Raw genomic sequence first — 14,392 nt, forward strand, 5'->3', positions numbered from 1 at the left:
CATGACCATCGTAACCCTGCAACGGATCGACGCCCTGGGCGTCATCACCCTGGACCATCCACCGGTCAATGCCCTGTCCCGCGAGGTGCGTGCGGGGCTCCTGGCTCGGCTGCAGGAGGCCCTGGCCGATGACGGGATCCAGACGCTGGTGATCACCTGCGCCGGGCGGACCTTCGTCGCCGGCGCCGACCTCCGCGAATTCGACCTGCCGCTGCAGGAGCCCCATCTGCCGGCTGTGCTGGCGGCCTTCGAAGCCTCGCCCAAGCCGGTGATCGCCGCGCTGCATGGCACGGTATTGGGCGGCGGGCTGGAGCTGGCGCTGGCCTGTCATTACCGGGTCGCGGCGACCGGTACCACCTTCGCCTTGCCGGAAGTCAGCCTGGGGCTGATTCCGGGCGCGGGCGGCACCCAACGGCTGCCGCGCCTGGTCGGCGCGCCCCTGGCGTTGGACATGATCGTCGGCGGCACCCGCCTGGAGGCCAGCACGGCGCTCGCCGCCGGACTGATCGATGGCCTGGGGGAGGGCGAGCCGCTGGCCCTGGCCCGGATCTTTCTGCGCGAGCAGCCTCCCTTGTCGCCTCGGCCGACGGCCGCGCAGACGCTCTCCCTGTTCGACCTCGACGCCTTCGAGGCCCAGGCCTGCACGTTGCTGCGCAAGCTGCCGGGCCAGGAGGCGCCGATTCAGGCGCTGGACGCCCTGCGTGGTGCCTGGCAGCTGCCGCTTGCCGCCGCCCTGCAGCGCGAGCGTGAGCTGTTCGTTGCCCGGCGCGAGTCCGCCCAGGCCCGAGCCCTGCGCCAGGTGTTCTTCGCCGAGCGCGCCCTGGCGGGTCGTAATCGCGCCCTGGCCACGGCGGCGCCTCTCGTAGCGTTGCGGCAGGTGGCGGTGATCGGCGCGGGGCTGATGGGCAGCGGTATCGCCCTCTGCCTGGCCAACGCCGGCCTGGCCACCGTCCTGATCGATACCCAGCCCCAGGCCCTGGAACGAGGCCGCGCCACGATCGACGGCTACTTCTCCGGAGCCCTGGCCAAGGGCCGCCTGACGGCGGATCAGGCCAGCGCGCGCGCCGCCCTGATCCGCTGTGAAGCGACCCTGGACGCGGTAGCCGACGCCGATCTGATCATCGAGGCGGTGTTCGAGGATCTGGCGGTCAAGCAGGAGGTCTTTCGTCAGCTCGATCGTCTGGCCAAGCCTGGCGCCATCCTGGCCACCAACACCTCCTATCTCGACATCGATGCCATCGCCGGGGTGACCGGCCGGCCCGAAGCGGTGATCGGCATGCACTTCTTCAGTCCGGCCCAGGTGATGAAGCTGCTGGAGGTGGTTCGCACCCGCGCGGTCGCGCCTGCTGTCCTGGCCACTGCCCTGCAGCTGGGCGAGCGCCTGGGCAAGACCACGGTGGCGGTGGGCAACTGCCATGGCTTCGTCGGCAATCGCCTGCTGGCGGTACGCGAGCGCGAGGCGACCCTGCTGGTGGAAGAGGGCGCAGCACCCGAACAGGTCGACCGGGTGCTGCGCGAATTCGGCTTTCCCATGGGCCCCTTCGCGCTGCGCGACCTGGCCGGGATCGACATCGCCTGGCGCAATCGCCAGGGGCGGGGTGAGTCCCTCAGCCCTGCCGAGCGGGCCTGCGACTTGATCGAGCAGTTGCACGCCCTCGGCCGTCTTGGCCAGAAGTCCGGCGCCGGCTACTACCGCTATGAGCCGGGGCAGCGCCAGGGCCAGGCGGATCCTCTGGTCGCCGAGTTGCTCGCCGCCCACCGTCAGCGCCGGGGCATCACCCTACGCAGCCACAGCGATACGGAGATCCTCGAACGCTGCCTGTTCGTGATGATCAACGAGGCGGCCTGGCTGCTGCAGGAGGGCATCGTCGAACAGCCGGTCGACATCGATCTGGTCTGGCTACACGGCTACGGCTTTCCGCGCTATCGCGGCGGGCTGCTGTACTACGCCGACGAGTGCGGACTGGCGCGGATCCTCAGCACCCTGGAGGGCTGGTCTGCGGCGCTGGCCGAGCGCGGCACCGAGATCTGCCCGCGACTACGGCAACTGGCGACTGAAGGCCGGACATTTCTGGACCTCTGAGTCGAAAGCCGCACCCTGAGCGACGCTACATATCCGATAGCGCCCCGTTCTTTGACCTTTCGTTCGCGCACCCCTAGGGTCAGGCAGGGGTGTATTCGTCAGACGATTGCGCCCGATCGGAATACCAATTCAGGCAATGGGAGTGTCAGATGTCTTTTGCTCGTTCGGCTTTGGCCAATCGCTTTTCCGCACTCGTGCTCACCGCTGCGACCGCCACCCTGGCGCTGCCCCTGGCCGCCGCGCCGGGTGTCGAGGGTTCCCTCTCCGCCGTGCAGGGCGATGCCCGGGTCGCCAAGGCCCTGGACGCGCTGCGCGCCGATGATGGCCGCACCTTCACGGAACAGAAGCACATCGCCCAGATTCCCGCGCCGCCGTTCAAGGAAAAGGTGCGCGCCGAGTATTACCTCAAGCGCTTCCAGGAGCTGGGGCTCAAGGACGCCAGCATCGCACCGGAAGGCTATGTGATCGCCACCCGCAAGGGCAGCGGCCAGGGGCCGCAGCTGGTGGTCTCGGCGCACCTGGATACGGTGTTTCCCGAGGGCACTGACCTGACCCTCAAGGAACAGGACGGCAAGACCTATGGCCCCGGCATCGGCGATGACGCCCGGGGCCTGGCGGCGCTGTTGTCGGTGATCGACGCCCTGAACAAGAGCGGCATCGAGACGGTGGGCGACCTGGTTTTCGTCGGCACCGTGGGCGAGGAGGAGCTGGGCAACTTGCGTGGGGTGAAGGCCCTGTTCAAAGATCGCCAGGGCATCGACGGCTTCATCTCGGTGGATGGCATCGACGTGCGGCGGATCGTCAATCGCGGCACCGGCAGCCACCGCTACGAGATGACCTTCAAGGGACCGGGTGGCCACAGCTTCGCCGAGTTCGGGCGACCCAGCGCCATCCACGCCATGGGTCGCGCCATCGCCAAGATCGCCGAGGTGCGGCCGCCCAAGGAGCCCAAGACCACCTTTACCGTGGGCACGGTGCAGGGCGGCACGTCGGTCAACGCCATCGCCGGCGAAGCGCGCCTGACCCTGGACATGAGATCCAACGAAGAGGCCGCGCTGCTGGCCGAAGAGAAGGAGATACTGGCCCTGGTGCAGGACGCGGTGAAGGAGGAGAACAAGCGCTGGGACACCGATCAGATCTCGGTGGACATCAAGCTGATCGGTGATCGTCCGGCCGGTGGCACGGCGGAGGATTCGCCCATGGTGCAGACGGCGCAGCGCGCCATCGCCGCGGTCACCAACGGCGCCAAGGTCACCTTGAGCGGCGGCAGCACCGACTCCAACACCGCCATGTCCCTGGGCGTGCCAGCCATGACCATCAGCGGCGGCGGGGAGGGCGGCAGTGCCCACTCGCTGGCGGAGTGGTACAAGCCGGTGGATGCCTACCAGGGTCCGCAGAACGTGCTGCTGACCAGCCTGACCCTGGTGGGCGTCAAGGGTGTCAGCGAGCCAGTGCTGCAGGCGAAAGGCAAGTAGCGCAAGTCCGCCCTGGCACCCGTCCGCAAGGGCGGGATGCCAGGGCCGGCGGGCTCACTCGCGCGCCGGCTTCACGCCCAGGCACGCCAGGGAGCTGACCAAGATCGCCAGGCCGGACAGCGGGTACAGCAGGGTCGAAGGCACCAGGGGGATGAGCACACCCGCCAGCAGGGGCCCCACGCTGGCGCCCACGTCGCGCCACATGGCGTTGGAGGCCAGCGCCGGCAGTCTGGCCTGACCGGGATGGCGGGCGGCGACCAGGGTCACCACCAGGGGGATCTGCAGGGCGCGCAGGATCAGCACCCCGCCGGCGCCGAGGATCAGCCAGTGGAAGCCGAAGGCGATCAGGAACAGCGCGGTCAGCGTCGAGCAGACCACCAGCATGGGCGCCGCGCCATAGCGATCCGCCGCCCGACCGCCGAGGGGGCTGAGCAGCATGTCGGACACATAACGCAGCGCCATCAGCAAGCCAGCCACCAGTACCGCGTTGCCGCCCAGCACCGCCTGGGAAAAGGCCGACAAGCCAAAGATGAACAGGCCGTCCAGGGTCACGCCTTCGATGAAGGACCAGGTGACGATGCGATCCGGCCAGCGCAGGCGCCGCCCGGGCGCCGGCAATTCGTGACCGGCACGCGGCAGCCCCAGGGCCAACAGTAGCCCGATCAGGCAGAGACCGCTGCTCAGCAACAGCACGGCGCGCGGCCCGTACTGCAGGGTGAGCCAGGCACCCGCGGAGAGGGCGAGCATGGGACCGATGGCGATCAGCGCCCGGGAGGTGCCGGTGCGCCGGGCGGCGCCGGCCGGGTCGGCGGTGGCCAGAACCTGGGTGGACAGGTTGAAGGTGGCGAAACTCAGGCCCCAGGCCAGCCGTAGCCCCAGCAGCGCCCAGAAACCCGAGAGGTTGGCGTTGCCCAGGGCGCAGAGCGCGGCCACCGCGGCGGCCACCACCAGGCTGCTCCGATCGCCGCAGCGGGCATAGAGCTGCACCACATAGCGATAGCCGACGATGCGGATCACCCGGTTGGCGGCCAGCAGGATGCCGGCTTCGATCAGGGTGATGCCGAAGACCGGGGCGTACATGGGCAGGACGAGGTAGAGCAGCACGTCGCTGGGCAGGCAGAAGGCGAGGACGATGGCCGCGCGCCGGGAGGCCTGGTCGACGGACCGGGAAGAGCTCATGCGCAGAAAATTCCTATGGACGAGGTGACGTCCAGCCCTTCGGTCGGCAGCTGGACAGCGGATTGCAGGGACGGTGGTGCCGGACAGACGCGAGGCAGAGGCCGCGGCTGCAACGAGACTGTCATTATCTCTTCTTTTGCAAGAGGTGTCCGCCAAGCGAAACGGCTGAACTAACCCGCCATGCGCGCAATCCTTTTCAGTGCGTCTTGCGCCGCGCAGTGGCTGCCCGGCCCTGCCACGTCCCGTCATGAAAAGGAGTCGTCAGTGACCGTAGCTGCCCACCATTACCATCCTGTCCGGCCCGGCCCGCTGCACGCGCTGCTGCTGGCCGGCTCCGTCCCGCTGTTCATCGGCGGTCTGCTCAGCGATATCGCCTATTACCAGACGATGCAGATCCAGTGGGCCAACTTCGCCGCCTGGCTGATCGCCGGCGCCCTGTTGCTGTCCGGGCTGGCCCTGCTGTTCGCTCTGGGCAACCTCTTTGGCGCCCGTTTCCGGGGTCGCCGACCGGCAGCCTATTTCCTCCTGCTGCTGCTGGCCTGGGTGCTGGGGCTGATCAATGCCTTCGAACATGCCAAGGATGCCTGGGCGGTGATGCCCGCCGGGCTGATCCTCTCGGTGGTGGTCTCGGTGCTGAGCCTGGTGGCGGCCTGGATCGCCCTCTCCAATCTGCGTTCGGAGGTGGTTCGATGAACACGCCAAGAGCCTTGAGCGTCCTTGGTCTGGCCGTGCTGCTGGCCGCCTGCGGCAACGAAGGCGGTGCCGACACCCAGGCGCGCGGACCCGATCCCAAGCTGCCCGAACCCCAGCGCGGCCTCCTGCCGAGCATGAAGATCGCCGAGCCGGCCCCCTGGGGCGATCGCACGCCCACCGTGCCCCAGGGCTACACCATTACCGCCATCGCCACTGACCTGCGCATTCCGCGGCAGATGCTGGTGCTGCCCAATGGCGACATCCTGGTGGCCGAGGGCCGTGGCGGCAACGCGCCGAAGCTGAAGCCCAAGGACGTCATCGCCGGCTACATCAAGGCCCAGGGCAACACCCAGGTGAAGGGTGGCAATCGCTTGACCCTACTGCGCGATGCCGACGGCGATGGCAAATACGAACTCAAGACCGTGTTCGCCGAGAATCTCAACGCGCCCTATGGCCTGGCCTTCGCCAATGGGCGGATCTATGTGGCCAACCAGGACGCCCTGGTCAGCTTTCCCTACCAGGACGGCCAGACCCAGGCCAGCGGCGCGCCGGACAAGCTGGTGGATCTGCCGGCGGCGATCAATCACCACTGGACCAAGTCTCTCGCCGCGAGCGCCGATGGTCGCTACCTCTATGTGGGCATCGGCTCCAACAGCAACGTCGGCGAACGCGGCATGGATGTCGAGGTGGATCGCGCGGTGATCTGGCAGATCGATGCGCAGAGCGGCGCGCACAAGAACTATGCCACTGGGGTGCGCAATCCCACCGCCCTGGCCATCCAGCCCGACAGCGGCCAGCTGTGGGCGGTGGCCAACGAGCGCGACGAGATCGGCCCGGACCTGGTGCCGGACTATCTGACCTCCATCCGCGAGGGCGGCTTCTATGGCTGGCCCTACAGCTACTGGGGGCAGAACGTCGATACCCGCGCCCAGCCGCAGGATCCGGCCAAGGTCGCCGCCGCCATCAAGCCCGACTACAGCCTGGGCTCCCATGTCGCCGCCCTGGGGGTGACCTTTTCCACCGCGGCGGTGGGTGGGCAATTCACCGATGGGGTCTTCGTTGGCGAACACGGCAGCTGGAACCGCGACAAGCCGGTGGGCTACCGCGTGGTCTTCGTGCCCTTCCAGCAGGGCCGCCCGGCCGGCGAGCCCATCGACTTCGCCACCGGGTTCTTTGGCGACGATGGCAAGACCCGCGGCCGACCGGTCGGGGTGGCGGTGGACCAGCGTGGCGGCGTGATCATCGCCGACGACCTGGCCAATACGGTCTGGCGGGTGACGCGCACCCAGTAAGGTGGGTGACGATCCGGTTGCCGTCTTTCGGGGCGGTGACCGGTATTAACCCATGCGGTGGTGCAGATCACCCAGCACGATCAAACTACCCACCACCATCAGCACCAGGATCAGGCTGGTGAACAGCAGCAGATAGAGGTCGTGGCGGTGCGAACGACCCAGGCTGATATGCAGAAAGCAGCGCAGGTGCACCAGGATCTGCAGCAGGCCCAGGCCGAAGATGACGCCCAGGGTGGTCTCGCGTGGCCAGGTCGGGAAGAGCACCAGGCCGATGGGGATCAGGCTCAGCGTCACCGCCAGCACCAGGCCGATCACATAGCTCGCCAGTTCGCGGCGATAGTCGTCACGCTTCATGGCAACAGCCCCTGCAGGTAGACCACCGACAGGATGGCGACCCAGACGATATCGAGAAAATGCCAGAACAGCCCCAGGCGCATCAGCCGGGTCTTTACTGGCGTATCCAGACCGAACACCCTGAGCTGCACCAGCATCACCACCAGCCAAAGGCAGCCACTGGCGACGTGCACCCCGTGCATGCCCACCAGGGCGAAGAAGGCCGAGAGAAAGGCGCTGCGCTGGGGCAGGGCGCCCTTGTCCGCCATGCCGAGGAAGTCGTGCACCTCCAGGCCGAGGAACACCAGCCCCAGGGCCAGTGTCACCAGCAGCCAGGTCACCAGGGGCCGCAGCCGACCCTCGTGGTACTTCATCGCCAGCGACGCCAGGCCGTAGGTGAAGCTGCTGGCCAGCAGCACCAGGGTCTGGACGGTGACACTGCCGATCTCGAAGACGTCCCGGGCCACCGGTCCCCCGGCAGTGGCGTGCTGCAGCGTCGCATAGATCGCGAACAGCAGCGCGAACACCAGGGCGTCGCTCATCAGGAAGATCCAGAAGCCGAACAGCGAGTATTCGGCCTCGGCGTGGGTCGCGTGATCGGTGTGACCGACGTTGAGGCCGGCGTGGTTCATATCACGCGAACTCATGGCCCCATCTCCGCCAGGCCACGATTGCCCGGCCCGGTTTCCTCGTCGCGCGTGACGGGGCGGGTCGCGGCGACCTCATCCAGCCAGGCCTCATGTTCGCGCCGAACGTCCGCCGCCGAGATCAGTCGCTCGGTATCGCGCTGGAAACTGCGGGCGATGACCGCCCCCCAGGCCACCAGCAGCCCCAGTACGGCCATCCAACCGATGTGCCAGACCAGGCCGAAGGCGCAGGCGAAGCCCGCCGCGCCGACGATGACCGGGACGGCACTGTTCTTGGGAAGCACCAGATCGGCATAGGTCCGCGGCCGGTCGTAGGCCAGGCCCTGTTCCTTGAGCCAGGTGAAGGGATCCCGGTCGTTGATCGGCAGCGGCACGGCGAAGTTGTACTCCGGCGGCGGCGCGGCGACCGCCCATTCCAGGGTGCGGCCGTTCCAGGGATCACCCGCCGGCACCCGTGCACTGTCGCGGCGCCGAATGCTCACCACCAGCTGAATCACCAGGCTGCCCAGGGCGGCCAGCAGCACCACCGCGCCGAGTTCGGCGACCCACAGCAGCGGGGCGAAATCGGGGTTGTGGATGGCCTGGCTGCGCCGCGGCAGGCCGGAGACGCCCAGCACATACAGGGGCATGAAGGCGAGGATGAAGCCCAGGCCAAAATTCAGCGCGGCGATGCGCCCCCAGCGCTCGTCGAGGCGGAAGCCGAAGGCCTTGGGAAACCAGAAGTGGTAGCCGGCCAGCATGCCGAACAGCATTCCCGGGATCAGCATGTTGTGGAAGTGGGCGACCAGGTAGACGGTGTTGTGCACCTGGTAGTCCACCGGCGGTGTGGCCAGGGTGATGCCGGTGAGGCCGCCGATCACGAACAGCATGATGAACATCACCGCGTAGATCAACGGCGTGGTCAGGCGGATGCGACCGCGGAACATGGTCGCCATCCAGTCGTAGATCTTCACCCCGGTGGGGATGCCGATGAGCATGGTGGCGATGCCGAAGGCGGCGTTGATCCTAGGTGACTGGCCCATGGTGAAAAAGTGGTGCAGCCACACGGTAAAGGACAGCACGGCGATCACCAGGGTCGCCCAGACCAGCGAGTGATAGCCATAGAGCCGCTTGGTGGAAAAGGTGGCGAACACCTCAGAAAACACCCCGAAGGCCGGCAGGATGAGGATGTACACCTCCGGGTGGCCGAACAGCCAGAACAGGTTGATGTAGTTCATCAGGTTGCCGCCCTGGGTATTGGTGAAGAAGTGGAAGTCCAGGTAGCGGTCCAGAGCCAGGAGCAGGGTGGCCACGGTCAGCGGCGGCATGGCGAAGATCATCAGGATGCTGGTGCACAGCGCTGTCCAGCTGAACAGCGTCATATGGAACAGGCGCATGCCGGGCGCCCGTTCCTTGTAGAGGGTGACGGCGAAGTTGAGGCCGGTCAGGGTGCTGCCCAGGGAGCTCAGGGTCAGGGCCCAGATCCAGTAGTCGGGACCGACGCCGGGCTGGTACTCGGCACCGGTGTAGGGCGGATAGCCGCTCCAGCCACCGGTGGAAAAGCGTCCCAGCACCAGCGAGACCATCACCAGCGCCGCCCCGGCCACGGTCAGCCAGAGGCTGATGGCGTTGAGCAGGGGAAAGCGCACGTCGCGGGCGCCGATCTGCAGCGGCATGACGAAGTTGATCAGCCCGGTGAGGAAGGGCATGGCGACGAAGAACACCATGATGGTGCCATGGGTGCTGAACAGCTGGCCGAAGTGTTCCGGCGGCAGGTAACCGGGCGCGTCGATGGCCAGGGCCTGCTGGGTGCGCATCATCACCCCTTCCACCACGCCGCGGCTGAACATCACCAGGGCCAGCACCACATACATGATGCCGATGCGCTTGTGGTCCAGGCTGGTGAACCACTCCTGCCAGAGATAGCGCCATTTGCCGAGCCAGGTGATCACCCCGGCGGTAGCCAGGGCGCCGAGGATCACCACGCTGGCGCCGCAGGTGGCGACCAGGCTGTAGAAGGGCAGGGCGTCGTAGCCCAGGCGGCCGAATAGCAGATGCCAGAGGGCCGAGGAATCAGTCATGGGTGGCTCCCTGGAAGGTATCGCAGGCGGGTACCGGATCCTGGCGATAGCGTGCCAGCACCCAGGCGAAGAGGGCGGGTTGGGTCAGGCGCAGCTGGGCGGCCTGCTCCAGGGTGCCGGGACGGGCCAGCACCTGGTAATGGGCGCAATCCAGGGCCTCGCGAACCTGGCTCATGTGCTGAGTCCAGGCCTGGAAATCCGCTTCCGCCAGCACCCGGATCGGGAAGTGCTGATCCTGGAAGCCCTCGCCGCTGTACTGGGCATTGCGACCCTCGAACTGGCCGGGCAGGGGAATCTGCACATAGCGCTGAGTCTGCATGCCGGCCATGGCGTAGATCTGGCCCCCCAGGCGCGGCAGCAGCAGGGACTGCATCACCGTATCGCTGGTCAGCCTGAGCTGCACCGGACGACCTGCCGGCAGGACCAGTTCATTGACCGTGGCGATCCCCTGTTCGGGATAGAGGAACAGCCACTTCCAGTCCAGCCCGATCACCTGAACCTCCAGCGGCGTCACGCCGGGTGTCGGTGAGCGATAGGGGTCCAGGCTGTGGGTGCGGGTCCAGACTAGGAAGGCCAGCACCGCGACGATCAGCGCCGGGACGCCCCAGGCGAAGACGTCCAGCAGCCAGGAGAACTCCCAGCGCGGCCGGTAGGCGGCGCGGTCGTTGCCGTGGCGATAGCGCCAGACGATCAGCGGGGTGAGCAGGATCACCGGCAGCACCACCACCAGGGCCAGACCGACGATCCACAGCAGCAGGTCGCGTTCGCCACTGGCGGCGAGGCCGGCCGGGGCGAAAAAGCCGTGTTGCAGCGGCGAACAGCCCGTGAGCGAAGCGGCGAGCAGCAGCCCGGCCAGCGCTCCGACGGCGGAGCGGCGCTTCGAGGTGCTCCCCGGACGAGGAGTAGAAGGACGCGATATTCGCGCTAGGGACATGAGCGGACCCGACCGTAACCAGTTGTTGCAGCCAACAGACCGCCCGAGGGGGCGCGACGTTCACTGGATACTGGCGCTTGGCCGCTTCTGTTCAGGACATGGGCGCCTGCACGGCGCGGACTAGGGCTGTTCGGTCTTCCACTGGCCGAGCAGGATGGCGACGAATTTCTCCGCCGCAGGCGACAGCGAGGCCCCGCGGCGCGAGACCAGGCCCAGGGTACGGGTCACTTCCGGATCGGTGAGCGGCACGCTGACCAGGGTCGGGTGGTCGGCGGCCGGCATGGCCAGGCTGGGCATGGCGGAAACGCCGAGGCCGGCTTCCACCATGCCCAGGGAGGTGGACAGGTGCTGTACCTCATAGAACCACTTGGGGCGGATGCCGCGGGCGGAGAGGGCGTGGTCGAGCAGCACCCGGTTGCCGCTCAGGCGCCCTACGCCGATCAGCCGGTGCTCGACCAGTTCGGCCCAGCTGATCGATGGACGCCCGGCCAATTCATGGTCACGCCGGCAGGCCAGCACGAACTGCTCCTGTACCAGGGGCACGAACTCGATGTCCGGGTGCTGGCCGCTGAGCATGTTGATACCGAAGTCCGCTTCACCACGCAGCACGGCTTCCAGGCCGTCGTTGGCACTGAGGTCCAGCAGTCGGATGCGGATCTTGGGGTAGTGCTCGTTGTACTGGCGGATCACCGAGGGCAGAAAATAGAAGGCTGCGGTGGGGATGCAGGCCAGGGTGACCTGGCCGGTCTGGCGTTCGGCCAGTTCGCGGATGCTGAGGATGGAATCCTCGAAGTCGTCCAGCAGCCGCCGCGCCTTGGGCAGGAAATCGCGGCCGACGCTGGTGAGACCGACGCGACGGGTGGTGCGTTCGAGCAGGGGCGTGCCCAGACCGTCTTCCAGCTTCTTGATGCGTCGACTGAGCGCCGGCTGCGACAGGTGCAGGGCATCGGCAGCCTCATGGAAGCTGCTCAGTTCGGCGATTTTCACGAAAGATCGAATATCTTGCAGCTCATAGTCCATGAACAGCCTCTGATCGAGCATCTCAAGTATTGATTATCTAAGTGGAATAATAGCGACGATATTTGCATTGGATAGATTTATCCACGGCTGCCAATCTTGCCCCTAGAACATCAATAAACGCTATTGATCAACAAGAGAAAGCAGTCATGCAACGTATTCCCTGCGTTCTCATGCGCGGTGGCACCTCCAAGGGCCCCTTCTTCCTCGCCAGCGACCTGCCCAGCGATCCCGTCCAGCGCGACGAGATGCTGATCGACCTCATGGGTGCCGGTCATGAACTGGAAATCGACGGCATTGGTGGAGGTAGCCCCCAGACCAGCAAGGTCGCCATCATCAGCCCGTCCAGTCATCCCGATGCCGACGTGGACTATCTCTTCGTCCAGGTGATGGTCGCCGAGCGCCGCGTCGATACCGCGCCCAACTGCGGCAACATGCTGTGTGCCGTGGGTCCCTTCGCCGTGGAGCAGGGGCTGGTCGCCGCTGAAGACGGCAAGACCCTGGTGCGCATCCGCAACCTCAACACCAACAGCTTCGTCGATTCGCTGGTGCACACGCCGGGCGGCCTGGTGCGCTATGAAGGCGACACCGCCATCGACGGCGTGCCCGGCACCGCCGCGCCGGTGCAGCTGACCTTTCTCGACGCCGTGGGCAGCAAGACCGGCAAGCTGTTTCCCACCGGCCAGGCTACCGATGTCTTCGACGGCGTACCGGTGACCTGCATCGACATGGCCATGCCGATGATGATCGTCGACGCCCGCCACCTGGGCATGACCGGTAGCGAGCGCCCGGCCGAGCTGGACGCCAACACGGCGCTGCTGGCGCGGCTGGAAGCCCTGCGGCTGCAGGCCGGCCGGGCCATGGGCCTGGGCGATGTCAGCGGCAAGGTGATCCCCAAGCCGGTACTGGTCTCTCCGCCCCAGCACGGCGGCACCCTGCAGGTGCGCTACTTCATGCCGCACAGCTGCCACCGCGCCCTGGCCGTCACCGGTTCCATCGGCCTGGCCACCGCCTGCGTCACCGCGGAAACGGTGGTGATGGCGCTGCTCGGCGAGTCGGCGCGTGACCTGACCCACGTCCGCCTGGAGCATCCCAGCGGCGGGATCGACGTCGTGCTGTCGCGCGGCGGCGCTGACGGCACTACCATCCAGGCCTCGGTCGTCCGGACCGCGCGCCGCCTGTTCGCCGGTCACGTGTACGCGCCCACCGCGCGGAGGCTTGCCAGCTAAAGCGATATCCCCCAACCACCAGCGCATCCGCACAACTTCAATAAACGGTGATGCCCCATGAAACTTGCCAAATCGCTGTACTTCCAGATCCTCTGCGCCGTGGTCCTCGGGGTGCTGGTCGGTCACTTCTGGGCGCAACAGGCCGTCGCGCTCAAGCCCCTGGGTGACGCCTTCATCAAGCTGATCAAGATGATGATCGCCCCGGTGGTGTTCTGCACCATCGTCACCGGCATCGCCGGCATGACCGACAAGAGCACCCTGGGGCGGCTGATGGGCAAGACGCTGCTGCTGTTCCTGGTGCTCACCGTCATCAGCCTGTTCATCGGCCTCGGCGCGGTCTATCTGTTCGAGCCTGGCGTGGGCATGAACATCGATCCCGCGACCCTGAGCACCGCCAGCATCGCCCAGTACACGGCGTCGGCGGCCAAGCTCAGCGTGGTGGACTTCTTCATGCACATCATCCCGGACACCTTCATGGGGGCGTTCAACAAGGGTGAGGTGCTGCCGGTGCTGTTCATCGCCGTGCTTTGCGGCTTCGCGCTGTCCGCCATGGGCGAGCGCGGCCGGCCGGTGCTGGATGTGTTGGAGTCGGCGTCGCAGATGGTCTTCCGCATCTTCGGCTACCTGATGCGCTTCGCGCCGGTGGGTGCCTTTGGCGCCCTGGCCTTTACCGTCGGCCAGTACGGCATCACCTCGCTGGGTTCCCTGGCCAAGCTGATCGCCACCCTCTACATCGCCTGCGCCTTCTTCGTCTTCGTGGTGCTGGGCGCGCTGTGCCGCTCGCGCGGCTTCAGCCTGTGGAAGCTGCTGCGCTACTTCCGCGAGGAATTCCTGGTAGTGCTCGGCACCTCGTCCACCGAGCCGGTGCTGCCGCGCATGCTGCAGAAGCTCGAAGGCCTGGGCTGCAAGAAGGGCGTGGTCGGCCTGGTGCTGCCCACCGGCTACTCCTTCAACCTGGATGGCACCGCCATCTACCTGTCGCTGGCCGCGGTCTTCATCGCCCAGGCCTGCAACATCGACCTCACCATCGGCCAGACCCTGACCATGCTGGCGATCATGCTGCTGTCCTCCAAGGGTGCGGCAGGGGTGACCGGCAGCGGCTTCGTCGCCCTGGCCTCGACCCTCACCGTGATCCATGACATCCCCCTGGCCGGTCTGGCCCTGCTCATCGGCATCGATCGCTTCATGTCCGAGGCCCGCGCCCTGACCAGCCTGGCCAGCAACGCCGTGGCCACGGTGGTGATCGCGCTGGGCGAGGACGCCTGCGATCGCGAGCAGCTAATGCGTGCCCTGGCCAGCGGCAAGGGCGAACCCGTGGCGCTGCCCGAGGCCGCCGAGTGGACGGCACCGGACGTTCGTCCCCACGCCTGATCGTTTAAACCCCGCTACCGCTGCAGTCCCACCTCCGCGCCGTCAGCTGGCCGGAGGCGGGGATCGGCTGGCCCGCGTC

General features: G+C 67.0%; 12 protein-coding genes. 6 read left to right on the forward strand and 6 right to left on the reverse strand.

Going from position 1 to position 14,392, the window contains the following annotated elements; translation table 11 throughout:
• The first annotated feature begins 1 nt into the window (after position 1).
• Both NRG74_RS05295 and NRG74_RS05300 read left to right on the forward strand, forming a co-directional pair.
• Positions 2–2,083 carry a 3-hydroxyacyl-CoA dehydrogenase NAD-binding domain-containing protein gene (locus tag NRG74_RS05295; protein WP_257705919.1) on the forward strand — a complete coding sequence of 694 codons (2,082 nt, stop codon included), beginning with the start codon at positions 2–4 and terminating at the stop codon, positions 2,081–2,083.
• 149 nt (positions 2,084–2,232) lie between these two features.
• Positions 2,233–3,558, forward strand: coding sequence for a M20/M25/M40 family metallo-hydrolase (locus NRG74_RS05300; RefSeq protein ID WP_184287635.1), 1,326 nt, complete (start codon positions 2,233–2,235; stop codon positions 3,556–3,558).
• Positions 3,559–3,612: 54 nt separating this feature from the next.
• Here NRG74_RS05300 and NRG74_RS05305 read toward each other — a convergent pair whose 3' ends face one another.
• Positions 3,613–4,737 (reverse strand): MFS transporter, encoded by a 1,125-nt coding sequence (locus tag NRG74_RS05305; protein WP_257705920.1) that lies wholly within the window; start codon positions 4,735–4,737, stop codon positions 3,613–3,615.
• 264 nt (positions 4,738–5,001) lie between these two features.
• Here NRG74_RS05305 and NRG74_RS05310 point away from each other — a divergent pair, with 264 nt between their 5' ends.
• Both NRG74_RS05310 and NRG74_RS05315 read left to right on the forward strand, forming a co-directional pair.
• Complete coding sequence (locus NRG74_RS05310) at positions 5,002–5,430, forward strand: DUF2231 domain-containing protein (protein ID WP_257705921.1); 429 nt, start codon at positions 5,002–5,004, stop codon at positions 5,428–5,430.
• Positions 5,427–6,722 carry a PQQ-dependent sugar dehydrogenase gene (locus NRG74_RS05315; protein ID WP_257705922.1) on the forward strand — a complete coding sequence of 432 codons (1,296 nt, stop codon included), beginning with the start codon at positions 5,427–5,429 and terminating at the stop codon, positions 6,720–6,722. Before NRG74_RS05310 ends, NRG74_RS05315 begins: the two co-directional genes overlap by 4 nt.
• 45 nt (positions 6,723–6,767) lie before the next feature.
• On the opposite strand, the gene NRG74_RS05320 is transcribed toward NRG74_RS05315, so the two are convergent.
• The 5 genes from NRG74_RS05320 to NRG74_RS05340 form a co-directional block, all read right to left on the reverse strand.
• Positions 6,768–7,076, reverse strand: a complete 309-nt coding sequence (locus NRG74_RS05320; protein WP_160922610.1) for a cytochrome o ubiquinol oxidase subunit IV — start codon at positions 7,074–7,076, stop codon at positions 6,768–6,770.
• Entirely contained in the window at positions 7,073–7,702 is a 630-nt protein-coding gene (locus tag NRG74_RS05325; RefSeq protein ID WP_187979461.1) for a cytochrome c oxidase subunit 3, read from the reverse strand. Before NRG74_RS05325 ends, NRG74_RS05320 begins: the two co-directional genes overlap by 4 nt.
• Positions 7,699–9,762 (reverse strand): cbb3-type cytochrome c oxidase subunit I, encoded by a 2,064-nt coding sequence (locus NRG74_RS05330; protein WP_257705923.1) that lies wholly within the window; start codon positions 9,760–9,762, stop codon positions 7,699–7,701. The genes NRG74_RS05325 and NRG74_RS05330 overlap by 4 nt, the downstream gene beginning before the upstream one ends.
• On the reverse strand, positions 9,755–10,696 hold the full coding sequence (locus NRG74_RS05335; RefSeq protein ID WP_257705924.1) for a ubiquinol oxidase subunit II: 942 nt from the start codon (positions 10,694–10,696) through the stop codon (positions 9,755–9,757). The genes NRG74_RS05330 and NRG74_RS05335 overlap by 8 nt, the downstream gene beginning before the upstream one ends.
• Before the next feature lie 120 nt (positions 10,697–10,816).
• Positions 10,817–11,716, reverse strand: coding sequence for a LysR family transcriptional regulator (locus NRG74_RS05340; protein ID WP_257705925.1), 900 nt, complete (start codon positions 11,714–11,716; stop codon positions 10,817–10,819).
• 146 nt (positions 11,717–11,862) lie between these two features.
• On the opposite strand from NRG74_RS05340, the gene NRG74_RS05345 reads away from it, so the two are divergent.
• Both NRG74_RS05345 and dctA read left to right on the forward strand, forming a co-directional pair.
• Positions 11,863–12,942 (forward strand): 4-oxalomesaconate tautomerase, encoded by a 1,080-nt coding sequence (locus NRG74_RS05345; protein WP_257705926.1) that lies wholly within the window; start codon positions 11,863–11,865, stop codon positions 12,940–12,942.
• Between the two features lie 57 nt (positions 12,943–12,999).
• Positions 13,000–14,313 (forward strand): C4-dicarboxylate transporter DctA, encoded by a 1,314-nt coding sequence (gene dctA / locus NRG74_RS05350; protein WP_257705927.1) that lies wholly within the window; start codon positions 13,000–13,002, stop codon positions 14,311–14,313.
• The last annotated feature ends 79 nt before the right edge of the window (positions 14,314–14,392 follow it).

Source organism: Pseudomonas oryzihabitans (assembly GCF_024652905.1).
Lineage (GTDB): Bacteria > Pseudomonadota > Gammaproteobacteria > Pseudomonadales > Pseudomonadaceae > Chryseomonas > Chryseomonas benzopyrenica.